Annotated in this window: 17 protein-coding genes; 12 read left to right on the top strand and 5 right to left on the bottom strand. The window is 49.4% G+C overall.

What is annotated here, in order from left to right:
* Positions 1-324: 324 nt before the first annotated feature.
* A complete protein-coding gene (locus DC20_RS22165) occupies positions 325-2,727 on the top strand; it encodes a glycoside hydrolase family 2 TIM barrel-domain containing protein (RefSeq protein WP_062546219.1) in 2,403 nt (800 codons plus the stop codon).
* 56 nt (positions 2,728-2,783) lie between these two features.
* Here DC20_RS22165 and DC20_RS22160 read toward each other — a convergent pair whose 3' ends face one another.
* Positions 2,784-3,557, bottom strand: a complete 774-nt coding sequence (locus tag DC20_RS22160; protein WP_062546218.1) for an IclR family transcriptional regulator — start codon at positions 3,555-3,557, stop codon at positions 2,784-2,786.
* Between the two features lie 556 nt (positions 3,558-4,113).
* Here DC20_RS22160 and DC20_RS22150 point away from each other — a divergent pair.
* The 11 genes from DC20_RS22150 to DC20_RS22100 all read left to right on the top strand — a co-directional run bounded on the left by DC20_RS22150 (position 4,114) and on the right by DC20_RS22100 (position 19,274).
* Complete coding sequence (locus tag DC20_RS22150; protein WP_062546216.1) at positions 4,114-7,326, top strand: SusC/RagA family TonB-linked outer membrane protein; 3,213 nt, start codon at positions 4,114-4,116, stop codon at positions 7,324-7,326.
* A gap of 11 nt (positions 7,327-7,337) precedes the next feature.
* A complete protein-coding gene (locus tag DC20_RS22145) occupies positions 7,338-8,879 on the top strand; it encodes a RagB/SusD family nutrient uptake outer membrane protein (RefSeq protein ID WP_245652377.1) in 1,542 nt (513 codons plus the stop codon).
* A gap of 252 nt (positions 8,880-9,131) precedes the next feature.
* The gene (locus tag DC20_RS22140) at positions 9,132-11,324 is read left to right on the top strand and encodes a DUF5703 domain-containing protein (protein WP_245652376.1); all 2,193 of its coding nucleotides are present in this window, start codon (positions 9,132-9,134) and stop codon (positions 11,322-11,324) included.
* Positions 11,325-11,330: 6 nt separating this feature from the next.
* Complete coding sequence (locus tag DC20_RS22135) at positions 11,331-11,570, top strand: hypothetical protein (RefSeq protein WP_062546214.1); 240 nt, start codon at positions 11,331-11,333, stop codon at positions 11,568-11,570.
* 187 nt (positions 11,571-11,757) lie between these two features.
* Complete coding sequence (locus DC20_RS22130; protein ID WP_245652375.1) at positions 11,758-12,918, top strand: ABC transporter substrate-binding protein; 1,161 nt, start codon at positions 11,758-11,760, stop codon at positions 12,916-12,918.
* Positions 12,915-14,057 (top strand): CaiB/BaiF CoA transferase family protein, encoded by a 1,143-nt coding sequence (locus DC20_RS22125; RefSeq protein WP_062546212.1) that lies wholly within the window; start codon positions 12,915-12,917, stop codon positions 14,055-14,057. Before DC20_RS22130 ends, DC20_RS22125 begins: the two co-directional genes overlap by 4 nt.
* An 82-nt stretch (positions 14,058-14,139) precedes the next feature.
* Positions 14,140-15,303 (top strand): CaiB/BaiF CoA transferase family protein, encoded by a 1,164-nt coding sequence (locus tag DC20_RS22120; protein ID WP_062546211.1) that lies wholly within the window; start codon positions 14,140-14,142, stop codon positions 15,301-15,303.
* Positions 15,304-15,306: 3 nt separating this feature from the next.
* Positions 15,307-16,554 carry an ABC transporter substrate-binding protein gene (locus DC20_RS22115; RefSeq protein WP_062546210.1) on the top strand — a complete coding sequence of 416 codons (1,248 nt, stop codon included), beginning with the start codon at positions 15,307-15,309 and terminating at the stop codon, positions 16,552-16,554.
* On the top strand, positions 16,538-17,635 hold the full coding sequence (locus DC20_RS22110; protein WP_062546209.1) for a Gfo/Idh/MocA family protein: 1,098 nt from the start codon (positions 16,538-16,540) through the stop codon (positions 17,633-17,635). Before DC20_RS22115 ends, DC20_RS22110 begins: the two co-directional genes overlap by 17 nt.
* Positions 17,626-18,093 (top strand): MaoC family dehydratase, encoded by a 468-nt coding sequence (locus tag DC20_RS22105; protein ID WP_062546208.1) that lies wholly within the window; start codon positions 17,626-17,628, stop codon positions 18,091-18,093. The genes DC20_RS22110 and DC20_RS22105 overlap by 10 nt, the downstream gene beginning before the upstream one ends.
* A gap of 119 nt (positions 18,094-18,212) precedes the next feature.
* Positions 18,213-19,274, top strand: a complete 1,062-nt coding sequence (locus DC20_RS22100) for an L-rhamnose/proton symporter RhaT (RefSeq protein ID WP_169788231.1) — start codon at positions 18,213-18,215, stop codon at positions 19,272-19,274.
* Positions 19,275-19,292: 18 nt separating this feature from the next.
* Here the strand turns inward: DC20_RS22100 and DC20_RS22095 are convergent, their stop codons facing one another.
* The 4 genes from DC20_RS22095 to DC20_RS22080 form a co-directional block, all read right to left on the bottom strand.
* A complete protein-coding gene (locus DC20_RS22095) occupies positions 19,293-20,738 on the bottom strand; it encodes a sialate O-acetylesterase (protein ID WP_083470486.1) in 1,446 nt (481 codons plus the stop codon).
* A 45-nt stretch (positions 20,739-20,783) separates the two neighbouring features.
* Positions 20,784-21,983 carry an alpha/beta hydrolase gene (locus DC20_RS22090; RefSeq protein ID WP_062546206.1) on the bottom strand — a complete coding sequence of 400 codons (1,200 nt, stop codon included), beginning with the start codon at positions 21,981-21,983 and terminating at the stop codon, positions 20,784-20,786.
* Positions 21,984-22,069: 86 nt separating this feature from the next.
* Positions 22,070-25,615 carry a malectin domain-containing carbohydrate-binding protein gene (locus tag DC20_RS22085; RefSeq protein WP_245652373.1) on the bottom strand — a complete coding sequence of 1,182 codons (3,546 nt, stop codon included), beginning with the start codon at positions 25,613-25,615 and terminating at the stop codon, positions 22,070-22,072.
* A gap of 91 nt (positions 25,616-25,706) precedes the next feature.
* Positions 25,707-26,435 (bottom strand): 3-keto-disaccharide hydrolase, encoded by a 729-nt coding sequence (locus DC20_RS22080; RefSeq protein ID WP_245652372.1) that lies wholly within the window; start codon positions 26,433-26,435, stop codon positions 25,707-25,709.
* Between the last annotated feature and the right edge of the window lie 71 nt (positions 26,436-26,506).

Genomic DNA, 26,506 nt, shown 5'->3' with positions numbered 1-26,506 from the left:
AGCAAAGGGGCGCTGTGTCGCACCTGTAATCTGAGCCGTCACGATCCGGAGCAGCGACATAGCAAGCAGAACAATCGGTGTGACAAAAGTAAAAGCCACCATCTTGCCCTGGTGCATGGACTGGAAAGCCAAGTTTTTCATTTCTGCCGGTCAATTTTGGCCGGCAGGGCTTCCACAGAGCATGCTTATGGGCTGATGAGAGGATGGGTTGGGTGGAAGAGGTGGAAATGTACCTGTCTCTTTGTAAAACTATTTTTAGCAGGACGCATCCATTCCATACGAACAAATCGACCTATCATTGTATCTATAACCCTCAAACCGTACATGAAAAACCTTCTCATTCTCTTTTTCCTTCTTTCCTGCTTTACCCTGCAGGGGCAGCATAAGGGAGCAGAAAGAACTATGTTGTTTGATGCCGACTGGCGCTTCCATAGAGGCAACGTGCAAGGGGCGGAGCAGGTAAGCTTCAACGACTCTCAATGGCGCACCGTGGACCTGCCGCACGACTGGAGCATAGAAGATCTGCCGGGTACTGATTCTCCTTTCTCCCCCGATGCCCTCAACGGCGTGAGTATCGGCTTCACAGTAGGGGGGACCGGGTGGTACCGCAAGACATTCGCTGTGCCTGCTTCCGCGAAAGGCAAGCGCTTGGTGGTGGAGTTTGAGGGCGTATACATGAATTCCGATGTTTGGCTGAACGGGCAGCATCTGGGGAACCGGCCTTACGGTTATTCCTCCTTCTCTTACGACGTTACCGATAAAGTGAAGCCGGGGCAGGAAAACGTGCTGGCGGTACAGGTGAAGAATGAAGGTAAGAACAGCCGCTGGTACACTGGTTCCGGTATTTACCGCCATGTATGGTTCAAAACCCTGGCGCCGGTGCATGTGGCGCAATGGGGTACTTATATCACCACCCCCCAGGTGAGCACGGCGTCCGCCAAAGTGAACGCCCGCACCAAGGTGCGGAACACAACCCAAAAAGCGCAGAAAGTGCGCGTGGTTACCCGCTTCCTGGATGCCAGGGGGGCGGAGAAAGCTAAAGCAGAAGCCACCCTTACTGTTCCGGCACGGGGGGAGCAGGAGTTCAGCCAGGATGTCACTCTTGCCTCTCCAGCGCTTTGGTCGGTAGAGGATCCTGTGCAATACACCGCATTGACGGAAGTGTACCGGGGTCGCAAACAAACAGATCGGACCGAGACCAAGTTCGGGGTGCGGAAACTTGCCTTCGATGCTAAAAAAGGTTTTCTGCTGAATGACAGGCCACTGCTGCTGAAGGGGGGCTGTGTGCACCATGATAACGGTCCCCTTGGAGCCAAAGCCTACGCCAGAGCCGAAGAACGCAAAGTGGAGATACTGAAAGCCAGCGGCTTCAACGCCATCCGCTGTGCCCATAATCCGCCCTCCCCGGCATTTTTAGAGGCATGTGACCGGTTGGGTATGCTGGTCATTGATGAGGCATTTGACGCTTGGCGTGAGAAAAAGAATAAGGATGACTACAATGTGTATTTCGATAAATGGTGGAAGTCAGACCTGGAAGCCATGGTGCTGCGTGACCGTAACCACCCGTCCATCATCATGTGGAGTACCGGCAACGAGATTCCGAACCGGCACAAGCCGGAAGTGGCAGAGGTGTCACGGATGCTGACAGACTATATCCACCAACTGGACCCGACCCGACCCGTAACGAATGGTGTGAATGGCGTGGATCCCGACAAAGATGCCCTCTTTGCTACCCTCGATGTGGTGGGTTATAACTATGCGCGCGACAAGTATGTGTCAGAGCACACGCGTGATCCGGACCGGGTGGTGTATGCCGCAGAGTCTTTCACCATAGAGGCCTTTGACTACTGGATGGATGTGCTGGACTACCCGTGGGTCATCGGGGATTTTGTGTGGACAGCCTTCGACCATATAGGGGAGGCGAGTATTGGCTGGTTGGGCTACAAGCAAAGCAAGGATTTCTATCCCTGGAACCTTGCCTTCGTGGGCGATATTGACATCTGTGGTTGGAAGCGCCCACAATCCTATTATCGTGATGCCCTATGGAAGGTGGGTGATAATGTTTCTTTATTTGTAAAGCCACCCACTCCCTCTTTTCCGGAAACAAACCCCAAACCCGAAACCTGGTCCAACTGGAAATGGAAGGACATGGTAGCCAGTTGGAATTGGGAAGGATATAAAGGTACGCCTCTGGAGGTGGAGGTGTATTCTTCGTGTGAGCAGGTGGAGCTTTTTCTGAATGGGAAATCTTTGGGTAGGAAAAAGACAAACCGCTCAACAAAGTTCATGGCTACCTATGAGGTGCCCTATCAGGAGGGTGAGTTGAAAGCAGTGGGCTACAATGGTCAGAATCAAGCAGCCGTTTCAGAGTTAAATACCGCTGGGAAGCCAAACCAGATCAAACTGACGGCTGACAGAACTGAAATAAAAGCTGATAATCAAGACTTGAGCTACGTGACAGTGGAATTGCTGGATGCCAGCGGCGTCCGTCACCCCAAGGCAGAAGATCTGGTGAAGTTTGAGTTAGAGGGGCCTGGAAAGATAGTAGGAGTAGGAAATGCCAATCCTAAAAGCCTGGAAAGTTATCAGGATCATGAGCGCAAAGCGTGGCAAGGTAAGTGTCTGGTTATCATCAAGGCAGGGAAAAACGCGGGTGAGATAACCTTAAAGGCAACAGCAGAAGGAATGGGGCCTGCTGCCGTAAAGGTAGTTTCCGTGAAAGAGTGATGAACCGGGTAAAAGAGCCGGCACAATGCCTGTTGGGGCGGCTCTTCCTTTCCAAATTAGAAGCCTATCCGTTGTAAAATCTTACCTGCACAAGACTGCACTTCCATGATAATATCCTCTAAGGACAAGCCTTCGTTATACTCCGTGGTCAGCATCGAAACCGCCAGCACAGCTACAATTCCGGTTTCCATATTGCCTATGGGCACCACAATATCCGTTACCCCTTTCGACAGGTTACTTGCTTCTATATAATATCCTGTTTCCTTGATTTTAGAAAGTGACTCAGTGAGTTCCTTTTGCTGTAATTTGGAGTACTTCTTGAAAACGTCATTGCTTTTGAGGACATTATTTTGTTCCTCCTCAGACATAAAGGATAGAAATACCTTGCCGGATGCAGTCAGCACAAGCGGGAAAAGACTTCCTTCTTCTATGGAAAGGGAAATCGGGCTGGGGCTTTTGGACTGGTGAATAACCATGAGCTGGCTATGGTACAGCACACTTAGATGGCACGACTGTTTCAATACCCCCGCTAATTCGTACATAGGATATTGAGCGGCGGTACGTATATCATCCACCGGGGAGTGTCTATGCGATAGATTGTATATCTTAAGGGACAATTTGTATTTACCGGATATCTCTTCTCTTATAATGTATCCTCTTGCCTCCAGGCAAACGAGCATCCTGAATATTTCATTTGACTTTCTGCTGATACCTGTGGCTATCTCCGTTTGGGAAAGGGGCATCGCCTTAAGCGACAAATATTCGAGAATGTCTAGCCCTTTCTCCAGTGCCGGTGCCTGATATTTTGTAGCCTTTTCTATCTCTGTCATACTTCATTCAATGATAAAGCAATATAATCAAATATATACAAGGGGGCATAATTTTTAGCAAACCGGCCTCTAAAGCAATGGGGGCCGGTATCCCTGAAGAACCCCTCAAGGAAGTTCCAAGCTTCCTGCAGCACCTTTCCCCTGTGAGCAGGACTCCAGTGTCCCCTGGTGGCTTGGTGATTCATTGATTGGTTTCCCATCACCTGAACTCCCCCTTGATAAGGGAAGAGGACATGCTGCTGTATAAGAAATTGGGATTGTTCTTGGCCGAACTTTCTTGCCTGCCCTCATTTCATCTGCTGCATTGCCCCTTTGCCTGCCGGTAGGAGATTGTCTTTATAAAACGCAATCGGGAACAGGATACAGCAGGATACATAAACTATATCCTTTGTTTATATTTAAATAATGAGTTTAAATATGATTCGCAGTGCTGCTTCTGTAGAACCTATAAGCTCTTGTAGATAAAAACTTTGTCCAGTTCTGAGTAGAAGCCATTGAGAAGGAGAAACATCAACATCGCTAACTAAATTGTTCCAACCCATATAAAGCTTTCAAAATGAAAAAAATCATATACTCTTTAAGGAGATTGCTGCTCCCATGCATGGTGTTGGGATTTAGCCAGGATGGTTTCCCCCAAGAACTGGCATTCCATGGGCATGCTACAGGTGGGGCAAGGGAAAAAGCAGCGGCTATTTCTGGGGTCAGCCACACCCATAGGGATTCGAAGCCCTACCAAACGGCAAGCGTAGCACAAAATGTAAACATAACCGGAAAGGTGGTCGATGAGAAAGGAGTGGGTATGCCAGGCGTAACGGTCATGGTGAAAGGTACTAGTATAGGAACAGCAACCAATACTGAAGGGGACTTCACACTGAGTGCCCCACCTGATGCCAAGACCCTTGTGGTGTCCTTCATCAGTTACCTGACGCAGGAGATACCTATTGATAAACGCTCAACCATAAATGTGAGACTTACTCCTGATGCCAAGGCTTTGGATGAGGTAGTGGTAGTAGGATACGGTGTTCAGAAAAGGGCCAATTTAACAGGTTCCGTAGGAACTGTTTCTGCAGATGTATTAACGCAAAGGCCTGCACCCAATGCTGCTAACTTAATGCAGGGCCGGATAACTGGTTTACAAGTGACTCAGCCTTCTGCAGAACCTGGCCGGGATAATCCTAATTTTCTAATCAGGGGGCGAGGTTCTTTTGGCGGTAGTACAGAGCCTTTAGTGTTGATAGATGGGGTAACTGGGTCTTTCAATAATCTTTCACCAGATGATATTGAAAACGTCACAGTCTTAAAAGACGCGGCTTCTGCCTCAATATATGGCGCTAGAGCTGCCAATGGAGTTATTCTGGTTACAACTAAAAAAGGGGATAAAGGCACCCCAACGGTTAGTTATAGGTTAAATGTGGCGCGTCACACTCCAACTGCATTGCCTGATTTAATTACTAACTCAGCTGAATACATGCAAATGTATAATCTTGCAGCAGCAAGATCAGGTATTGCTTTCAGATATCCCTTAGAAGAAATAGAGAAATATAGGAATGCCACAGACCGAAACCAATATCCTAATTTTGATAACATTGATTATTATATAAACCCAGCCACTGTTACAAACCACAGTTTGGCTATATCCGGAGGTGGGGATAAAAGCACCTATAATATGTCCATTGGCTATCTTGACCAGAATGCCATGATTCCCGGATATAAGTTTAAAAGATACAATGCTCTGCTGAATTATTCAGCCGATATAAGTCAGTATGTGACTGTAGGGACTTCCATGAACCTGACGCATAAGGATAGAAAGGAACCTCCCTTCACAGGCGAAGGCATGGCATTGAGCATATATGCTGCTGGACCACTTTATGGCCCTTTTTTACCTGATGGAAGTGGCCGTATCGTTTCCAGGGCATACCAATTAGAGGGAAGAAACCGAAATCCTCAGGAATACTATGCCATGGGTAATCAGAGGACTAAAGAGTACAACCTCAACGGACAAGCTTATATAGATATCAAACCATTCAAAGGAGTAACCTGGTCTTCTAAAGTGGCGGTGAATTATGTGGATGAATTCTATAAAATGCACCAACAACCCTATAAGGCATACTTGCTTCAGGAAAAGGATACTCAGACGGGTGATAATAAGATGTTTACTTTTGGGCCGGATGTATTGGGGGTAACCGATCAGTATTCAAAAGCTATAACTCCTACGGTTTATTCAACCATAACTTATGATACGGAGATTGGGAAAAACCACACTATAAAAGCATTGGCAGGATACGAGCAGATATCTTATAGATTTCAGGGGTTGCGAGGCAGAAGAATCAACACGGCAGCTCCGGTCTTATCTGAATTACAAGGATATACGGCCGAAAATCAGTCATTGTTTTTTAATCACCCTAGGTTGCCCGGCCTTGCTGGCCCGTCAGAATGGGCATTGCAGTCTGTTTTTGGGCGGATAAATTATGATTTTAAAGGTAAATATCTATTGGAGGCTAATGTACGCTATGATGGTACTTCCAGAGTTTCGCCCGGCTATCGATGGGGAGCGTTTCCCTCCGTGTCTGCAGGCTGGTTAGTCTCTGAAGAAAATTTCTTCCGAAACCAGTTTGACTGGATCAGTCTGATGAAGGTTAGAGCTTCTTACGGTACTTTGGGTAACTCAAATATCTCTACCTATGCTTACCAGGATATTCTTGCTCTGAATGTTTATTACCCTTTTGGAAATACGGCTTTACAACAGGGGGGTGTTGTGAATGAACTGAGGGATAAGTCAATAAGATGGGAGTCAACTAGCATTGCCAATGTGGGGTTGGACATGAGTATTCGAAACAGATTGTTAGGTGTTAGTATTGATTGGTTTAAGAAAACTTCCTATGACATTCTGGCTAGTCAGCCTGTGCCCTTGAGTTTAGGCCTGTCCAGTCCAACCCAAAACGTAGGTAAGCTACGCAACACGGGCATTGAGATTGAGCTCACGCACCAGAATAAAATAGGGGAAGTGACTTATGGAGCTAATGTGCTTGTTTCTTCTGCAAGGAACGAAGTCCTGCATATTGCCGTGCCTTCCAAAGGCACGAGCATCAGAGAAATCGGTTTGCCTTATGACGCACATCACTTATATGAGTGGGACGGGATTTTTCAGGTTGAAGATATAAATAACCCTAATGTCCCTAGGCATGTCCTGAACCCTTCGCCAAAGCCAGGCGACCTTAAAATGAAGGATCAGAATGGCGATGGTGTTGTGGATGCAAATGACCGTATCGTGGTAGATGGGGCATACCCAGATTACACTTACTCTTTTGGTTTCAACGTAGGGTACAAAGGGTTTAATCTCAATGTCTTTTTTCAGGGAGTAGAAGGGCTTAAAGCACGGGTGAATAACTGGGGGGTAGATCCTTTTATGCAAGGAACGGCCCCAACTACCAAATGGCGCAATGCCTGGACTCCTGAAAACCCCACTAATACATTGCCTGCCCTTTATATAGCTGGTTATCCTGGGGTTGCCAACTATGGTGGTTCAACTTACTATTTACAAGACGCTTCCTACCTGCGTCTAAAGAACCTTATATTATCCTACGATATACCAACTACACTTGCTTCACGCATAAGATCTAAAGGTTTGAGTGTCTATGTTTCCGTGGACAACCCGTTCACCTGGACGGACTATGAAGGGGGTGACCCAGAAAGAGCTAGTATGTCAGGTAACTTCTCGCAATATCCTCAGGCAAAGATTTATAACGCTGGTTTTAACGTCAGATTCTAAAATAGAAAGCAATGCAGACTTGTAATAAAATGAAGATATGGCTATCGGCTTGCCTACTGATGCTGATAACTGCCTGTGACAAAGATTTTCTTGATAAGAACCCCTTGGATAGTGTTTCCAGTGAAACATTCTGGACTACGGAAGCAGATGTTAAAGCTGGTTTGGCAGGGGTTTATGCCAGGCTACAGCAAAACTTCTTAGGGTACGAGAGAGTTTACTTGGACGGGCTTTCTGACAATGCGTTCTTAGACCCCGGAAACGGCAACCAGGCCAACATGACTGTGATGACAACGGGGAGTATTTCTCCAGGGCTAGGTGGGGCAATGGTTAATATGTACAGTACGCCTTATCGGGTAATAGCTTCCTGTAATTATTTTTTGGATAACGTGGACAAAGCTCCCATAACAGGGGCGCAGAAGGAGATGTACAAAGCTGAGGTTCGCTTTATTAGGGCATTGTCTTATTTTGACTTGGTGCAGAATTTTGGAGGGGTTATTCTTTACAGTAGTTTCCCAGCCACTCTAGAGTCTGCCAAGATAGCAAAAAGTACAGCTGCTGAGGTATATGCTTTTATTGGGCAGGACCTTGATTTTGCCATAGCCAATTTACCAGATGAGGTTTACAATGGACATGCAGTGAGGGGGAGTGCGCTTGGGTTGAAAGCCCGGGTGCTCATAACGCAGCAAAAATGGAGTGAGGCAGTGCCCCTTTTAGAGAAAATTATTGCCTCTGGTAGGTTTAGGTTATCAAATAATTATGCGGCTTTGTTCACAACGGCAGGGCAAAGCAATACTGCTGTTAACCGGGAAATCATGTTCTCAACCCAATACTTAGCTCCTAACAATGTGCATAGGGCAAATGCAGGAATGGACATTGAGTTGGGTTGGTGGTCGCTGATACAACCCTACAAGGACTTGGTAGATGACTATGAAATGAAAGATGGTAAAATGGCCAACGAGTCACCTTTGTTTGATCCGGCTAAGCCTTATCATAACAGGGACCCTAGATTGGACATGACCGTACGGTTACCAGGTGAGGTTTGGAAGACAGCTACAGGTTCAGCTTGGGAAGGAAGCTACACTTCGCAAACTGGATTTCTGATGGAAAAATACGTTAATCTTGCACGCGCGCCCTTCACTGCTGCTTCCGCCCAAAATACAGACCAGGATTATGTGCATTTACGTTATGCCGACGTATTGCTTATGTATGCTGAGGCTAAAAATGAATTAAGCGGGCCTGATGCCACGGTTTATGCGGCAGTGAATCAGGTAAGGTCCCGAACAGGTGTGAATATGCCTCCTGTTGACGAATCAAAATACAATACGAAAGAAGCTTTACGGGAATATATACGACATGAAAGGCGTGTTGAATTAGCGCTGGAAGGGCAGCGTTACTTTGACCTGAAACGTTGGAACATTGCTCATGTTAAGCTACCCTCTCTAAAGACCCCCACTGGTGCTCCGCTTGTTTTTGGAACAAAGAACTACCTCCTTCCTTTCCCGCAGTCAGAGTTGGATAACAATCCAACGTTAATCCAAAACGAGGGGTATTAATTTATAGTTGAAGGACATTCAACGAACTAAAATAGACAGGTATTTAACTATTTTTAGTTAAATACCTGTCTATTTTAGTTCGTTAAACCGAATTATCATCCTTGCATACAGCAAGCACCAGCAATAATGAAGCATCTTCTATTTTATTTATTCGCAACACTTCTTTCTCTTACAAATTCATATTCCCAGGTTCAGCAATTAGAGCAATATAATGTTGTTTGGAAAAACCAGAGCATAAACTCAAGCGAGTCTATGCCATGTGGGGGTGGAGACATAGGCCTTAATGTGTGGATGGAGAATGGGGAGCTGCTGTTTTACATGTCCCGTAGCGGTGCTTTTGATGAGAACAACGTATTCCCCAAGTTTGGACGGGTAAGGGTAAAGCTATCACCCAATCCTTTTGAGGAAGGAACAAGTTTTAGGCAGGAGCTTAAACTCCAGGAAGGGTATGTAGAGGTAACTGGGCAAAAAGGTAACCATACAGCTAAAATCAATGCCTGGGTTGATGTGTTTCGGCCAGTAATCCATATAGAAGTTGCTAGTAATAAGTCTGTCAACGCAGAGGTTTATTATGAAAACTGGAGAGCTCAGTACAGAGAATTAGCCGCTGGTGAAAAATTCGCTTCTTCTTATAAATGGTCAAAAGAAAAAGTCATAAGCCATAAAGATGACATCAGTTTCAGGGGATCAGATATTCTATTTTACCATCGTAACTTAGATTCTACAATTTTTGACCATACCGTAAAACAACAAGGCCTTGAGTCAGTTAAGGCACAGCTTCTGAACCCCTTGAAGAACTTAACCTATGGTGGACTCATGCGGGGTGAAAACATGCGACCAGCTGGAACATCTACCGGGAAGTACATAAACACAGAATATAGCGCTTGGAAATTGCAAAGCAATAGGGCGCAACGTTCACACAGGGTTGAGGTTTACCTGCATATTGATCAAGCCTCCAGCGTGGCAACTTGGGAAAGCGGCTTAGAAAAAATTATCCAAGATGCAACTGCTGCGCAGAGAACGGCTTTTAGCAGGACCAAGGAATGGTGGAGACAATTCTGGCAAAGAAGTTATGTTTTCATTGATCCTGATAAGCCTCATGCTGACTCCTCTCCATGGAAGGTAGGACGCAACTATCAATTATTCCGGTACATGCTTGGGTGTAATGCCTACGGAAAATACCCGACTAAATTCAATGGAGGGCTTTTTACGTATGATCCCGTTTTTGTTGAGCAAAAGTACCCCTTCACACCCGATCACAGGCAATGGGGAGGAGGTACTTTCACGGCTCAGAACCAGCGACTGGTATATTGGCCCATGCTGAAGAGTGGTGACTTTGACATGATGGCCCCGCAGTTTGATTTCTACCGGCGCCTGTTGCCCAATGCTGAATTAAGGACAAGGCACTATTGGGGGCATGCGGGAGCGTCCTTTACAGAGCAGATTGAGAATTTCGGCCTGCCGAACTATGCAGAGTATGGATTGAACCGTCCTGAAGGTTTTGACCCCGGAGTGGAGCATAATGCCTGGCTGGAGTACCACTGGGATACCTCCCTCGATTTCTGCCTGATGATACTGGACATGCAGCGATTTACCGGGAAGGACATCACCGGGTATATGCCCCTTATAGAGAGTAGCGTAGCTTTCTTTGATAGGCACTACCAGTACCGTGCCGGTTTGCGTGGTGCAAAAAGGCTGGACCAAGAGGGGCATCTGGTTTTATATCCGGGCACGGCTGCCGAAACGTACAAAATGACGTACAATGCAACCTCTACTATTGCCGGGCTGCAAACGGTTCTGGGTCGTATGTTGGAGTTGCCGGATGAGTATGCCTCCCCTGGAAAACGAACCGAGTGGGAGGGCATGTTGAAGCGGGTTCCCCCCATCAGCTTTCAGGAGATGCAGGGGCACAAGACCATAGCTCCTGCCAAGGTGTGGGAACGGGTACAGAATTCGGAGATCCCGCAGTTATACCCCGTTTTTCCCTATGGTATGTATGGCATCGGCAAACCAGATCTGGAAGTAGCCCTGAACACCTGGAGGTACGACACGGTAGCCATCAAAAACAGGAACTATATCAGCTGGCATCAGGATAATATCTTCTGTGCCCGTTTAGGCCTGACAGATGAGGCGGCAGCTATCACGACCCAAAAGCTTTCGGACTCCGGCCGTCGTTTCCCAGCCTTCTGGGGACCGGGGCACGATTATGTCCCTGATCATAATTGGGGTGGCTCCGGCATGATTGGTTTACAGGAGATGCTGATGCAGACGGATGGCAGGAAAATCTTTTTGCTTCCGGCTTGGCCTGAAGAATGGAACGTCCACTTCAAGTTGCATGCTCCCTATAACACGACCGTGGAAGGGAAGTTTATAAACGGAAAAGTAGAAGAGCTTGTGGTCACACCAAAAGCCAGGAGAAAAGATATCGTGCTGCCAGGAGCCTGATGCTTTATGAGTACAGGTGGCATTGGCTTTGCCGAAAACCCCAGGTCAGCTGGGTGGGAACCGATGGTGGAAGCGCTATTGACCTGCTTTCCATTTGCCCTCAGAGCACCTTTCAGGGAGTCTGCAACAGAAGTGGGTTCCTTTGGCAACAGAGTCACTCTGATGGGGGCGGGCAGGAGGCAAGGGCTAGACCTGTTTCCGGTGCTTCCCTGGGGGTATGATTTTTTGCCTGGGGGACGTATTTGACTTTGCTCCCTGGTATGGGTTTCCTGAGAAGGCTGCCTACCACACGCATAAGGCAAACGGGGGAATATGCCCTGGAACTGATGTCCCCTTTCCCTTTCTAAGGCTTCTGTGAGAAAACTTTTATTTAATGTTTTTATAAATAAAATATTTATTTATATTTAAAATAAGCAAATCAAAACTATTGGATGTGATAAGACTAACTGGAATAACTTGGGATCACAGCAGGGGACTTACGCCAATGGTGGCTACCGCACAGCGCCATAAAGAGTTAAATCCGGAAGTGGAAATTAGCTGGGTGAAAAGATCACTCCAGGATTTTGCGGATAAGCCCTTGAGCAGGTTGGCAGAGGACTTTGATCTTATTGTCATAGACCATCCCTGGGTAGGCTTTGTGGCGGCCCATCAGGTGCTTGTGCCGCTGGACAGGCATCTGCCCGCATCCTACCTGGAAGATCAGGCATCTCACAGTGTGGGTGCCTCCCACCAGAGTTATACCTATGGAGGACACCAGTGGGCCTTGGCCATAGATGCGGCGACTCCGGTAGCATCCAGCCGTCCTGATCTCCTGCATAGGCTACAGCTGCCACTACCACAATCATTTGAGGAGGTGCTGGAACTTGCCGCAGGAGGGGGGGTGATCTTTCCGGCTATTCCCATCGACACCTTGATGAACTTTTACATGTTCTGCATCGCGCTCGGGGAAGAGCCCTTTAAATCAGGCAAGGAGGTGGTGGGAATGGAAGTGGGTATTCAGGCGTTGCAGATGATGCGGGAACTGGCAGAGAGAGTTGACCCGGACTGTTTTCATATGAACCCGATCCGGGTATATGAGGCGATGACCACAACTGACCGGTATGCCTATTGCCCTTTTGCCTACGGTTATACCAACTACGCCCGGAGGGGCTATGCAGAAAAAACACTTCAGTTCCATGACCTTGTGTCCATGGGGGAAACAGGTAACCTCAGAAGTACCCTGGGCGGTACCGGAATAGCCGTCTCAGCCAGGTGCCAACAAGTGGAGGCGGCCGTGAAATACGCGGCTTTTGTAGCTTCGCCGCAATGCCAGCGCACCTTGTTTTTCGATAACGGGGGGCAACCGGGGCATCGTTCCGCCTGGAAAGATCAGCTTAACAACTCCCTGACAGCTAATTTTTTCAGCAATACGCTCCCTGCCTTGGACAGGGCCTTCCTACGACCAAGGTATGATGGGTACATGCATTTTCAAGATAACGGGGGCATCCCGATCAGAAACTATATGATGGAGGGTGGTCCTGAAGAGAAGGTGCTGCAGGATCTTAACGCCTTGTACACCAGTGTGAAACCTTATTTAACGGAGCTTATCCCATGAAGCCTTTAGAGAATTTAGTGGTGTTGGAGTTCTGTCAGTATATGGCGGGCCCTTCAGCAGGCCTGCGCCTGGCTGATTTGGGCGCAAGGGTCATCAAGATAGAGCGGCCCGGTAAAGGGGAGGCCGGCAGGAAAATAGCGATCAAAAACCTTTTTTCCGGGGAGGACAGCATTGTGTTCCATACCATCAACAGAAACAAAGAATCATATGCTGCGGACCTCAAGTCGCCGGAGGACCTGGCCAGGTTAAAAAAGCTGATTGCCAAGGCAGATGTGCTCACGCATAACTTCCGGCCTGGGGTGATGGAGAGGATAGGCCTGGACTACGAGTCCGTTAAAAAAATCAATCCCAAGGTTATCTACGGGGTAGTAACAGGTTACGGCAGTAAAGGACCATGGGCGGCTAAACCTGGCCAGGATCTACTGGTGCAGTCCATCTCCGGCCTTTCCTGGTTGTCAGGGGATAGGGATGATGGGCCCACCCCGTTCGGGCTTGCCATAGCTGATATCATGTGCGGTTCCCATTTTACCCAGGGCATCCTTGCCGCACTTATACGCAGGGGCAAAACGAAGCAGGGTGCCCTCGTGGAAGTGAGCTTGTTGGAATCTATCCTGGATTTTCAGTTTGAGGTGATCACCACTTACCTGAATGACGGGGGGCAGGCTCCCACCAGGGCCGTGAAGGGGAATGCCCAAGCCTATTTACGTGCGCCATACGGCGTATACGAAACCCAGGACAGTCACCTTGCGCTGGCGATGGAGGATCTCAATAACCTAGGGGAGAAGTTGGGGTGCTACGAATTGCTGGAGTACAGGGACCGGGATGCCTGGTTTACCCAAAGGGATGAGATCATGAACATTCTCTCCGCTTTCCTGAAGGGAAAAACCACCGCCGGCTGGCTTTCTATTCTAGAGGCTGCTGATGTCTGGTGCGCCGAAGTACTGGACTACAAGGGCTTTTTGAACCATGCCGGATATAAGGTGCTGCAAATGGAGCAGGAAACAGTTACTTCGTACGGAGATACAATAAAAACTACGCGGTGCCCTATCCGTGTAGACCGGGCCCGTTTGTTTTCAGCAAAATCAGCACCTCTGGTAGGGGAGCATACCGCTCAACTAAACAAAGAATTCAATTTATAAAGAAAGTTCCCCGATGCCTGCCTATGCGGGTAGCACTAGCCAACTCGGTAGCATGTGTCAAGAGGGGAGAAAACCTGTGGAGATGACAAAGCCCTTGGAAAATATATTGGTGGTAGACTTCAGTCAGTTCCTGTCCGGACCTTCGGCCAGCTTAAAGCTGGCCGACCTGGGGGCACGCGTGATAAAGGTGGAAAAGCCCGAAACAGGGGATATTTGCCGGCAGCTGTATATATCAAACTTGATCATGAACGGAGACTCTTCCGTCTTCCACGCCATCAATAGAAACAAAGAAAGCTTCATGGCCGACCTGAAAAGGGAATCGGACAGAGCCGAGGTATGGAAACTGGTGAAGCGTGCCGATGTCGTGATTCATAACTTTAGGCCAGGTGTGATGGAAAAACTAGGTTTTGACTTCGAATCGGTGAGGAAACTGAATCCCGGCGTGGTTTATGGCGAGATATCCGGCTATGGGGAGGAAGGGCCTTGGAGGGGCAAACCGGGGCAGGACTTACTCATCCAGTCGCTATCCGGGCTGACCTGGCTAAGCGGAAACGGCACCAAAGGACCCGTTCCCATGGGCATTGCCGTGGTGGATATCATCACCGGGGCACATCTGGCACAAGGGATCCTGGCATGCCTGGTGCGCAAAGGCGTATCCGGGGAAGGCGGCCTGGTACAAGCGAGCATGCTTGAGTCCATTGTCGATTTTCAGTTTGAGACAATCACCACTTTCCACCGTGACGGAGGGCAGCCAACACAAAGGGCATTGAGGAACAACGCACATGCGTATCTGGGTGCCCCCTATGGGATCTACCAAACCAAGAACGGATACATAGCCCTTTCCATGGGAGCGATTCCGCAGCTGGGTGATTTATTGGGCTGTACTGAACTGTCGCAATACCCGGAAGCGGCTTCCTGGTTTGACAAACGCGACGACATAAAGGAATCCCTGGCAAACCACCTGTTGACGGGCACAACCGAGCACTGGCTTTCCCTCCTGGAACCTGCCGATATCTGGTGTGCCGACGTGCTTACCTGGGACAAGCTCATGGCGCACGACGGATTCAAGGTGTTGGAGATGGTGCAGGAAGTCACCATGGGGGATGGCTATCGCTACCTGACGACCCGTTGTCCAATAAAGATGGATGGGGTGCTCTTTAATTCAGAAAAAGGGGCTCCCAAGCTTGGCGAGCATAATGCGGCGATAAGGGAGGAGTTTTTTGTGGAATCACTAGTGAAAGGATAAGATTTGGAAGACAGCATCAGGTTTGCCGTTAGGGCTTTTGGTCCCTTTGAGGCCGCAGTAGAGAAAGTTTGGAAAGCTTATTGTCAGGAGACGGGCTGTAAGCTCCAACTTGAAGCCGTACCCATGGACCTTCCCCTTTTACATGACGCGGTACTGGGAAAGGACGGGTTACGCAAGGGGGACTGGGACATTGCCCACCTCAACACCGACTGGATTGCAGAGGCGCATGCCACAGGCGCTATTGAGGACTTAACACCTTACATAAAAATCAAAAGCCCTGATGACTTCCCGGACGGGTGGTCTGGCTCGCTGCTGGGAATGCAAACCTTCGATGGGAAAATACTGGGATTGCCCTTTCACGACGGACCTGAATGCCTGATTTTCAGAAAAGATCTCTTTGAGGATCCTTCCGAAAAAGAAGCTTTCCGCCGGGAGCATAATCTGGAGTTAGCGCCCCCGGGGAACTGGGATGATTTTGTAAGGATTGCCCGCTTTTTTCAAAGGCCGGAGCAGGGCCTCTATGGATCCGTATTCGCTGCGTTTCCCGACGGGCATAATACCGTTTTCGACTTCTGCCTGCAGCTCTGGACGAGAGGTGGAGAGTTGGTGCATGCGGATGGTACTATCCAAATCGACACTCCTGCCGCACGGGAAGGACTAAACTTCTACAGGAGTATCATCAGGGACAATACCGCCGTGTATCCCCAGTGTGAGAGTTTGGAATCCGTGAAAGCCGGGAGGGCATTTGCCAACGGGGAGGTGGCGATGATGGTAAACTGGTTTGGCTTTGCCTCTATTTGTGAAGTGGCGCCAAGTTCCAGGGTGAAAGGGAAAGTTGATATTGCAGAAATCCCCCATGGCCCTTCCGGTAAGAGCACTTCCCTGAATGTCTATTGGATGTACGCCCTCGGTACCGGAAGCAGGCATAAAGACGTGGCCTACGACTTTATCAGGTTTGCCGTAAGCCGGGAGAACGATAGACTACTGACACTGGAGGGAGGGATCGGTTGCCGTCTCTCTACCTGGCATGATTCGGAGATCAACCGCCTCATACCTTACTACAGCAAGTTGGAGGCGCTGCATAAGAACTCCAGAACACTTCCCCGTCAACCCGCCTGGGCGAAAGCCGCCGCCATAATAGATGAGGTGGTACGTAAAGCCATTGATACCGATTTACCGGTTTCATCTATATTGCGGGAGGGGCAACATCAGATAAATAAGCTTTCAGCTTCCTATGAATATAAACTATAAACCTGTATTACCCGACAACCCCATGCCTGTTGTCATCATTGGCGCAGGGGGAATTGTGAACGATGCGCACTTGCCCGCTTACCAGAAAGCTGGGTTCAAGGTGTTTGGCATCACGAACAGGACGCTGTCCAAAGCGGAAGATCTCGCCTCCAGGTATGGGATTCCCCATGTATTCGGCACCGTGGCCGAGGCGGTGGCCGCCGCCCCGGAGAACGCGGTATATGATCTTACGCTGATGCCCAACCAGTTTGTGGACGTTCTGAGGCAGCTGCCGGATAAAGCACCTGTCCTGATACAGAAGCCCATGGGTGATAATCTGGAACAGACAAAAGAAATTTATGCTGTTTGCAAAAGCAAAGGCCTGATTGCGGCGATCAACTGTCAGTTGCGCTTTGCCCCTTACGTCAGCGCTGCCCGCCACCTGATTGAATCAGGGGCCATCGGGGACCTTTATGATATGGAAGTGCGCCTGACAACGTATACCCCGTGGGAAATCTTTCCGCACGTAGTGAATCATGAGCGGCTGGAGATCCAATACCACAGCATTCACTACATCGACCTTGTCAGATCCTTTCTGGGTGATCCCGCAAGCGTAATGGCGAAAACCTTACGCAACCCCCATAAGAACCTGTCTTCTTCACGCACCACCCTTTTGTTTGACTATGGCGATTCCATGCATGCGGTAGTCAACACCAACCACGACCACAATTTCGGCCCCCATAACCAGGAAAGCTTTATCAAATGGGAAGGAACCAAAGGGGCCATAAAAGCAAAAATGGGCCTGTTGCTGGATTACCCAAAAGGAGTTCCGGATCATTTTGAGTACTGTGTCTTGAAAGATGGGGAGGAACCGGAATGGAAAACACTCAAGCTGGAGGGTAGCTGGTTCCCGGATGCTTTCATAGGGACAATGGCAAGCTTGATGCGGTATGCCCAAGGGGAGGCGGACACCTTGCCGACCAGTATTGATGACGTGATCAAAACAATGGCGGTCGTGGAAAGCGCCTATAAGTCAAGTGATACGGGAGGGGTGGCGGTAAATGGAAGTATTCTGAATTTCAAAGACATCTTATGCATATAAAATCTCAGTTTTACGAGGACTACGAACTGGGTGTAACCAGGCAAACGCTGGGGAGAACCATCACGGAAACGGATTTCGTGCTCCATGCCGGGCAAACAGGTGATTTTTTCCCCCATCACATGGATGCAGAGTGGTGCAAAACGCAACCCTTCAAGCAACGCATCGCCCATGGAACTTTGATATTCAGTGTTTCCATCGGGCAGACGGCGTCTGAGATAAATCCTGAGGCATTCTCTAAAGGCTACGACAGGCTGCGGTTTGTGAAACCCGTTTTCATCGGTGATACCATCTCCACCAAGGTAACGATTGCGGAGAAAGCAGAAGATAAAAAGCCCGGCTACGGGAAGGTGGTGGAGCACGTGGAAGTGTACAATCAGCAGGAAGAGATCGTGATGGTCTGCGACCATATCCTGCTGGCTAAGCGAAAGCAGGGGGAACAGGGGAATAGTGATTTTTAGTATAATTGCCGTTGTAAGGGTTGAGTTCTGGCCTGCACCCTTGATGCGTGCCAGCACCATACCCCAGCCCCCAAGCAGAACCTCAGCGGATGTAACCTTAAGTTCATGAAGAGATGATTGTGCCCAACCCTATCGAAGGAACCGCGCTGCATGCCGCAGGAGGTGTGTCTGCCTCCACTTGTTACCTGCCATTCCATAAAACAAAACAGTGGTCCTGGACTACCTTCTGGTTAATCCAGGCTTTATTTGCCTGGATTGTCGTACCGTTGGTCTTGGGAGTCGTAACGGTGCCCGATTACTTCTCTATCCTATGGAATGCCCCTTCCAAGGTGGTGTGGGGTGCTTTCCTGCTGGGTGCCTGCTATGGCTTTGGGGGGATGTCCTTTGGCTATGCCACCCGCTATATAGGCTACTCCCTAACCTATACCATTTCCATCGGTTTGTCCGCGATCATAGGCACCATGACCCCCTTGCTTTTAAGGGGGGAGGTGGCGGAGTATTTCGCAAGGCCCGGAGGGGATATCATTCTGACGGCAATGGGTGTGTCGATGCTCGGGGTAGCCCTTTGTGGGTATGCGGGATTCAGAAAGGAAAGTGAAATCGGCGTATCGCCGTCTTTCAATATGCGGCTGGGCCTTCTGCTTACAGTGGTGGGCGGAATCCTTTCCGCAGTATTCAACATTTCCCTGGAATATGGGCAGCCTATCGCCGATATGGCTGCTCAGAACGGAGCAGGGCACTTCGAGGGAAATGCAAAGCTGATCGTGTCCACCTCCGGTTGCTTTGTCGTGAATCTGGTTTGGTTCCTGGTGCTGGCCATAAAACAGGACAACCTAAGGGAGATGACAGGTGTAAATGGCCTTGGTGGTTTTGACATGATGAAGAACTTCCTCTGGTCTGCCTTCGCCGGCACTTTATGGTGCTTTCAATTCTTCTTTTATGGTTTGGGACACGTGCGCATGGGCAACTTCCAGTTTGCCAGCTGGCTGATCCACATGTCCATGCTTATTTTCTTTAGCTTTATTGTAGGTGTGATTATGAAAGAATGGAAAAACGTGTCGAAGGGTACCTACATCATGCTGATTACGGCATTGGTAATTCTTTGTGCATCTTTCATTATCATGACCTATGGCACAGTAGTGGGAGAGGAAGCAATGGCACAGACCAGTAGCGCGCGTTAGTATCCTGCCGGCTTTTTTCTATTGGTCCCAGCTGTCTGTCCTGAATGAAGAAACAGGCAGCCCCTCATTGCTGTACAAGTCACCGACTATGAAATCTTTGAAGGCATATCGCACGGCTACCGGTTCTTTCACCTGCGGTGAGGAGACGGAAACCGTACTGCCCGAGATAACGGCATGGGCAGGATAGAAAACTTTGTTACTCCCTGCGATCTCAAAGTTAACCAGTTCTTTACTGAAAGAGGTCAAGCCATTAGGTGCGTCCTTGAAACGTAAAATGACCTTATTTCCTGTTACTGCCATCGTATCGTAGCCCGGGCTGGCATACCCGAAGCCTTTGATGCCATATGTTTTGGATAAAGCCAGGTAAGCCAACCTGTTCCCAACCGCTTCCTTGTTGGCCGGGTGAATGAAGTTCTCTTCGCCAACATCCATCAGCACTGCCATGCCAGCATTCGGGATATGACCCAGGGACTTCCGCTGTGCATCCCGCACGAAGGCAGAGTTGTACTTGCCTCCCCTGTTGTAAGGGGGTAGCTGCGCATAATTGTAAGGCGTGATCTGCGCATAGTAAAAGGGAAAGTCGCCTGCGCCCCACAAAGATCGCCATTCCTTCACCATTGCCGGGAACAACTGCTCGTACTGGTCTGGCCTGTCATAGTTGGATTCACCCTGATACCAAATAACCCCCCGCATGCCGTAACCGATAACGGGGTGCAACATGCCGTTGTATAGGGTAGTGGGCGTACGGTTCACCACTGGGATTTTATCCCCCTCTTTGGGTACCTTGATATCCTCAAAAGGCTCCAGGGACTTAGGGGTCATCCAGGCTTCTGCCGTGGAGCCACCATAGCTGGTGTGGATCAAGCCAATCGGAATGTCAAGCACTTCATTCAATAATCTTCCGAAGTAGTACGCGGTAGCACTGAAATTAGCGACAGCTTCCGGCGCCGCCTCTTTCCAGGGGGAGGGTTTGCTGTTTTCCTGCGGTGCTGTCTGCGACGAACGCGGAACTGTGTAAATCCGGATGTTTTTGTTCCTGGACTTCAATATTGCCTCATTGGAGCCTATGATAGGCTGGCTTTTATATCCTTTCATGGGCATCTCCATGTTGGACTGGCCGGAGCAAACCCATACTTCCCCAATCAATACGTTCGTTAGCCTAACGGGCTTTCCATCGCTGATCGAGATTTCGAAAGGGCCACCGGCAGAGGGAGTGGCTACCTGTAGCCGCCATTTCCCGTCAGGGCCAACCCTGGCTGAATACTTCTTCCTACTCCAGGAAGGGGTGACGGAAACAGTACTGCCAGCTTTCGCCCATCCCCAAAAGGAGACCTGGGACTGCTGCTGAAGCACCATGTTGTCTGTAAAGAGGGAGGGGAGCTTTACCTCTGCATAAAGGACGGCAGGGAAGAGGCACAGCAGAAAGAATCCCGACAGCAGGCAGAGTGTTTTTTTTGGGCTCATATAGGTTGGTTTATTACGGGGGGCTTTCGGACTTCTGCCATAAGCCTATTTTGACTTTTTTGAGTAAGAGGCCAACATGTTGCTCACCGCCTCATCTCCCATCACGGCGTGAGGAGGTCTGGGATGTTGGTCATTAAACACACGCAATACCTCTGGTGCCTCAATTTGCACAAAGCTTTCACTTATTTCTCCTTCATCATCGATAATGTGCTCCAGGGAGAGGTCCAGGTGCTTGGCCAGGAAGAAATAAGCTCCCTTTCTTTTGTTAACCCCGTAGTCATGGCCTTCCTTTGGCAGATGGTGGTTTTCAAGGAGGTTTTCTTTGTTGTAGAGGCGATAGACATTCTTGATATAGGGATACTCTACTTCCGGGGTGTTGCGGGTCCAGTCATTGCCATCGGACACCAGCAGCATAGGCCGTGGGGCGGCAAGCGCCGCAATCTCCACGTTGCTGGTTTGGAGATCGGTGCTTTTATGGATCGGCATGCCGCTTTCACACACACATCCCCCAAAATGAAAAGAGGAAACCATAACGACCGGCACAGACACAGCTATTCGTTTGTCTACCGCCGCCAATACAAAGGCTTGCGTGCCCCCTCCGGATTCACCGGTCACCCCTATCCGCTTTCTATCCACTTCGGGAAGGGAGATAAGGTAATCGACGGCACGTATGCTGTTATGCGTTTGAAGCTGTAACGCGAAAGGATGCTTGTGGGAGGTTTGCTTGGCGTCGCCAGTACCAACCATGTCATACGCAAAGACAATGGCTCCCATCCGCGCCAGTGCAGCACATCGCTGCTGCACATCCTTCCCAAACCGGGGATCTTTTCCGTGGCCATGCGGCGAGAGGATAGCAGGATAGGAGGACTCCTTCTTGGTGGGACGGTAAAGGTTTCCGGTCACAAAGAAGCCGGGCAAGCTTTCAAAAGCCACATTCTCCACCGTGTAACCATCATAGGTCCTTTTGCTGTGGGCAATCGGGCGCAAGGGGGTTCTTTGGGGCAACTGGTTGAGCCTGGCACCTTCCCTGATCCGCTGCCGGATGCGGTTCGCCCTGCTTTCCCAGCTCCTGCGGTCATGGTAGGTGGTGGCAAAACTATCCAAGGCTGCTTTCCCTTCTGTTTCTGTATAATAGCGGCCCTGGCAAAGCATGGCAGGGTCTACCGCCTGGGCCATTGCATCAGAATGCTGCAACGCACAGACTGCCCAGGGCAGCAGCAGTAGTAAGGTGAGTGACTTTCTCATACATCATGCTTTTGAATTTAGCTCCTAAAATACAACTGACCTACCCAGAACATGTCGCCTGTCAGTTTCAATGTGGCTGTTTTCAGCTACTGTACAGCCAGGTCGTACACACTTAAATTTTCTGCTTCTGTTGAAGTTAGCCGGATGGTATACTGTCCTGCATTGATCATGCTCCCGGTTGTGCTGTTTAGATAGTTCCACTTGCCGGTGCGTGTAGACGTAAACTCTACAGGCTCTTCTTTCATCAGGGTGCCGTCTGCTGCGAAAACTTCAAGTTTTCCGGTAAATGTCTTTTTCAGCGGGTTATGATACCGTACCTCAAGGGCATAGATATCTGCTACTCCAACAGAAATACTCCATTCGACTGCATTGGCGGCAGGCTGTTTGAAAGTGATGGCCTCTTTGTTGTTGACAGTTTCTTTAACTATGCCAGTGCCATTGAAGCGGCCCTCAATGGCTGCATACTTGGTAGAAGGCTTCAGGTCATACGCAGGATCCATTGTACTGGCTTTGTTCACCGCTACCACGTACATAGCTGCCTCTTTTGCAGTCCTTTTTCCGTAGTTCCCAAGTTGAACTGTGGCTCCTTCAGGAAAGCGTTTCTTGTATACATGAAACTTCAGATTTCCGGCCCCGGCATTTTCAACAGTAGTTTTGGTGTCTTCAAAGTCATTCAGCCAGGCAGGTCTGGGGTTGATGGTTGTGTCAAGACCTATGTAGACATCTGCCGCTGCAGAGAGCGTAAAACTGGCTACAGGAACGCCGGCCCTTACCTTAGGATGTTTAGGCGCCACGACCCATTCTGCACCGTAGAGGTCCGGCGGCAAAGCACTGAAGGCTGCCTCACCATCAGAGTACTGCCTGTACCCTGTATCCAGCCAGCTCTTTACACCCCATTTTCTTGCTGCTGTTTTATCCTTTACCGTTAAATTCTGAATCAAAGGTTTAGGCCTTGGTGCTGGCTTGAGGGTAGGGTCAGCAGAGGCAATCGCTATGGCAGAAACAAGCGCCTGCCCGGCAGCGATTCTCGGGAAGGAAATAACAAGCTGGCCACCTTTCACCTTTGCCTTCACTGTTTTTTTCAAAGCGCCATCATGCCCTGCCTCTTTCCAGATATCCAGGTTGGAGATCACCGTGTCATTGTTCACTGCTACATCAAACAACCGCCAGCCGCTGCAGTCCATGCCGCCCCCCGTACCCAGCCATGGTTCTGTAAAATAAAGCTCCACCAGGTATTCCCCATCCGGGACAGGAAACTCATATCGTAGTTCCTGTAATCCATATCGGAAGTTTTGGAAGAGTTCCCAGTCTGCGGTGCCTGAAATAGGATCGTGCGTGCGGCGTTGGCTGGCAAAATAGGGCGCCATGCCTGGGAAGTTATCTGTCCAGGACCTTGATCCCCAGGTGTCCTTCCCTGTTCGCTGGTGGTCCGCCATCCAGGTATTGCCCTGCGTATCGGTGTAATCCGGCCCCCCACAGTTTACGCGGTACAGGTAGTTGTAATTGGGCTGGGCTGCCGTAACGGGCTTGGAACCAGTATAAAACCTGTCATAATGGGGGGCTTTAGGCAGATGGTTCAAAACAATATAATCACGCGCTACCTCCTTGCCGTCAACATATCCGATGGCGTAAAGTACATTGTGCCTGATATTGACATCATCCCACTGAAAATGGGTCCCTATCCCTTGTCGCTTTCTTTTACCCAATGATGCAGAAGCAACATCATTGAAGAGCTCTACCTCATCGCAGTTCGAATAAACCGTGATACTGTCTTTTATACCTGCCGATGTCCAACGGTCAGGCCAGGTGTGCGAGGCTATATACACCATCGGCTCGGTATCCTTGGGTGCATAGTTGGAGCGGAACATGTAATAGACATCAAGCGGTTCTTCCCAGGGAGTCAGTAAGCCTTTGTAGTTGACAGGGCCAATTTTATCCAGTTCTCTGTAGCCTTCTCCTCCCTGTACCCTGCCTGGGTTGTCGTGTGAGGTGAACAACCAGAAGTAATGCCCTGTTGTATTGTCTTTGGCTGATTCGGCTAACCGGACTTTCATCTCCATCAGTTGCGTCATCCGGTCTTCACTTACAATGCCATCCTGAACAAAAGGACCCTCTGTGTGCAAGCCAAGTGTGCGCCAGGCCCCGTATTCGCCCACCAGGACCTGCCGCTGCACATCTTCATTATAGGTAGCCGGGTTTCCGCCATAGGTTCCCGTCCAGTTTTGCGGCACGTCCCAATCCGTTCCGGTGCCGCCGTTACAGGTAGTAACCAACCGCTGCGAAGATGCTGTAGGGTCAAGTTCCCGGATCAGCTGCGTGCATTCCTGTGCAAACTCAGTAGATAGCTTGCTTTCGTTCTGAAGTCCCCAAAGCACTACTGATGGGCTGTTACGGCGTTCCTTTACCCATTCTTTTAAAAGTACCTTGAAATTTTCCCTGAATTCAGGTGTGTCAAACCACACATGGGCGGATATTTGGGTCCATAGCAGGATGCCCAGCTTATCCCAGTGTTCCTGGTAACGGAGGTTGTGGGGCTGGTGTGCGTCACGGAAGGAGTTAAAACCGGCGGCTTTCATTTGCATGACCCTCGACTTTACCTGCTCGGCACCAAAGGCGTGGCTTTGCCCCAGCAGGTGCTCATATTCGGCAATTCCGTTGATGAAAACAGGCTTTCCATTCAGGAAGAACTGGTTGGGCCCGTCTTTACCAATAGGCCAGCTTATCCATCTAATGCCATAAGGAGTGGTGGTTTTGTCTATTACTTTTCCCTTCTCTACAACTTCAGAGACAAGCGTGTACAGGTAAGGGTCCTCCAGCGACCAAAGGGTTGGGCTCTTGATGGAGGGAGGTTCCTGGCGTACAGTGGCCAAGGTGCCCGGCAGAATTTTCTTTTTTGCCTTTGACTCACTAACCGTTACACCATTCTTATCTAGCAGTTTGTGTACGATGGTAACTACCCGGGGCTTCCTGCTATAGTTTTTAACTTCTGAGTCGATGTAAACCCGTGCAGACATTTCCGATACAGTGGAGTCGTTCCATATGTGTACCCCAAAGGGTTCTATCCTCACCTGATCTGTTACGACTAAATGTACAGGCCTGAAGATGCCCATTGGCTGGGAGCCTTCTGAAAACCCCCGTTCGTCAGAACATCCTCCACATACCCAGGGTAGATCCCTGATTTCTGCCGGATGGTCGGCCCGCACAGCGACGGTGTTGGGCCGATTGTCCAGGTGTATGGCCTCTGTAATGTCAAGTGTGAAGGTTGTTCTTCCTCCTGCATGGTAACCTACCCGTTTGCCATTCACCCACACCGTTGCATAGGAGCCAACTCCTTCGAAGAACAGGAAATAGCGCTTGTCTTTTTGCTGTGGCTGCACTGTAAAGCTTTTGCGGTACCAGGCATAGCCGTGCCGGTTGCCGTGCCGCTTCCTTCTGTAGCCTTCATACCCGTCCCAGTTATGGGGTACATCTATTTGCTCCCATGCAGTATCATCAAACCCTGCCTTTTCAAATCCGGCATGGGCGTTTTTGTTTGTATCGTGGGCGATACTTCGCCATCCTTTGTCCAGGGATGTAACCTGCCTGACTTGCGCGTAAGCGTTACTGGCTGCAAAAAAGAACAGCAGCAGCATAGAGAGTATGGTAAATAGTGATCTGCTGCTATAAGTAGGTATCATATTCATTCTCATGTTCTTCTTCCGCATAAACCAGATAGGGCACCCTTTAGAGTTCGCGCACCCATATGTTCCGGAAACTCACCCGGCTGTCATGCTCCTGCAGGCGAATCGGTAACTTGGCGGCGTGGTAAGTATATTCCGGATAGCCTTCGTACATCATCGGCCCCTTTATTTCAACATGGTTTTGCACTAAGACGCCATTATGGAATACAGTGATATAGGCTGGGGTCTTCAGGGACTTGTCAGGGTTGAACTCCGGTGCGTTGAAAACAACATCGAACGTTTGCCACGTCTGTGGGGCGGTACTGGCATTTACCAGCGGAATATGCTGTTTATAAATACTGGCAGCTTGTCCATTATAATAGATCACAGACATATCTTGGTAAGACTCATAGATCTGTAACTCATACTGGTCCATCAGGAACACGCCGCTGTTTCCCCGGCTGTTGCTCCCGTCTTCTTTGGGATCGGGTGTTTTCCATTCAATGTGAAGCTGCACGCTGCCGAAAGGCTGCTTTGTTCTGAGGTCTGTCGCGTCCTTTTCTATCGTTAGGACGTCTCCTTTCACTTTCCACTTCACCTGCGTCCCATCCGGATGCTCCCACTTATCCAGGTCCCGCTTCCCGGAGAACAGGATAATGGCATCTGAGGGCGCTGTTCCTCTTTTACCAGGCGCTACCAAAGGCGGCTTCCTGGACCAGTCTTCCGTGTCTTTGGGGCTTATTTCCTGAGCAAAGCCAGCAGATGCACTCCAGAGCAGTAGTAGCGATGACAAAAGAAAGGACCTGGTTCTATTTACCATGGGATAATGCCTTTTAATTTCTTGCTGCCTTGTTGAAGCTAATC

It is taken from the genome of Rufibacter tibetensis, from assembly GCF_001310085.1.
GTDB classification, from domain to species: Bacteria; Bacteroidota; Bacteroidia; order Cytophagales; family Hymenobacteraceae; genus Nibribacter; species Nibribacter tibetensis.
This window is presented reverse-complemented; position numbering and strand designations above follow the sequence as displayed.

Coding starts and splice junctions, on each gene's coding strand:
- DC20_RS22165 (WP_062546219.1), top strand. CDS start 325: ATGAAAAACCTTCTCATTCTCTTTTTCCTTCTTTCCTGCTTTACCCTG.
- DC20_RS22160 (WP_062546218.1), bottom strand. CDS start 3,557: ATGACAGAGATAGAAAAGGCTACAAAATATCAGGCACCGGCACTGGAG.
- DC20_RS22150 (WP_062546216.1), top strand. CDS start 4,114: ATGAAAAAAATCATATACTCTTTAAGGAGATTGCTGCTCCCATGCATG.
- DC20_RS22145 (WP_245652377.1), top strand. CDS start 7,338: ATGCAGACTTGTAATAAAATGAAGATATGGCTATCGGCTTGCCTACTG.
- DC20_RS22140 (WP_245652376.1), top strand. CDS start 9,132: ATGCCATGTGGGGGTGGAGACATAGGCCTTAATGTGTGGATGGAGAAT.
- DC20_RS22135 (WP_062546214.1), top strand. CDS start 11,331: ATGAGTACAGGTGGCATTGGCTTTGCCGAAAACCCCAGGTCAGCTGGG.
- DC20_RS22125 (WP_062546212.1), top strand. CDS start 12,915: ATGAAGCCTTTAGAGAATTTAGTGGTGTTGGAGTTCTGTCAGTATATG.
- DC20_RS22120 (WP_062546211.1), top strand. CDS start 14,140: ATGACAAAGCCCTTGGAAAATATATTGGTGGTAGACTTCAGTCAGTTC.
- DC20_RS22110 (WP_062546209.1), top strand. CDS start 16,538: ATGAATATAAACTATAAACCTGTATTACCCGACAACCCCATGCCTGTT.
- DC20_RS22105 (WP_062546208.1), top strand. CDS start 17,626: ATGCATATAAAATCTCAGTTTTACGAGGACTACGAACTGGGTGTAACC.
- DC20_RS22095 (WP_083470486.1), bottom strand. CDS start 20,738: ATGAGCCCAAAAAAAACACTCTGCCTGCTGTCGGGATTCTTTCTGCTG.
- DC20_RS22090 (WP_062546206.1), bottom strand. CDS start 21,983: ATGAGAAAGTCACTCACCTTACTACTGCTGCTGCCCTGGGCAGTCTGT.
- DC20_RS22085 (WP_245652373.1), bottom strand. CDS start 25,615: ATGCTGCTGCTGTTCTTTTTTGCAGCCAGTAACGCTTACGCGCAAGTC.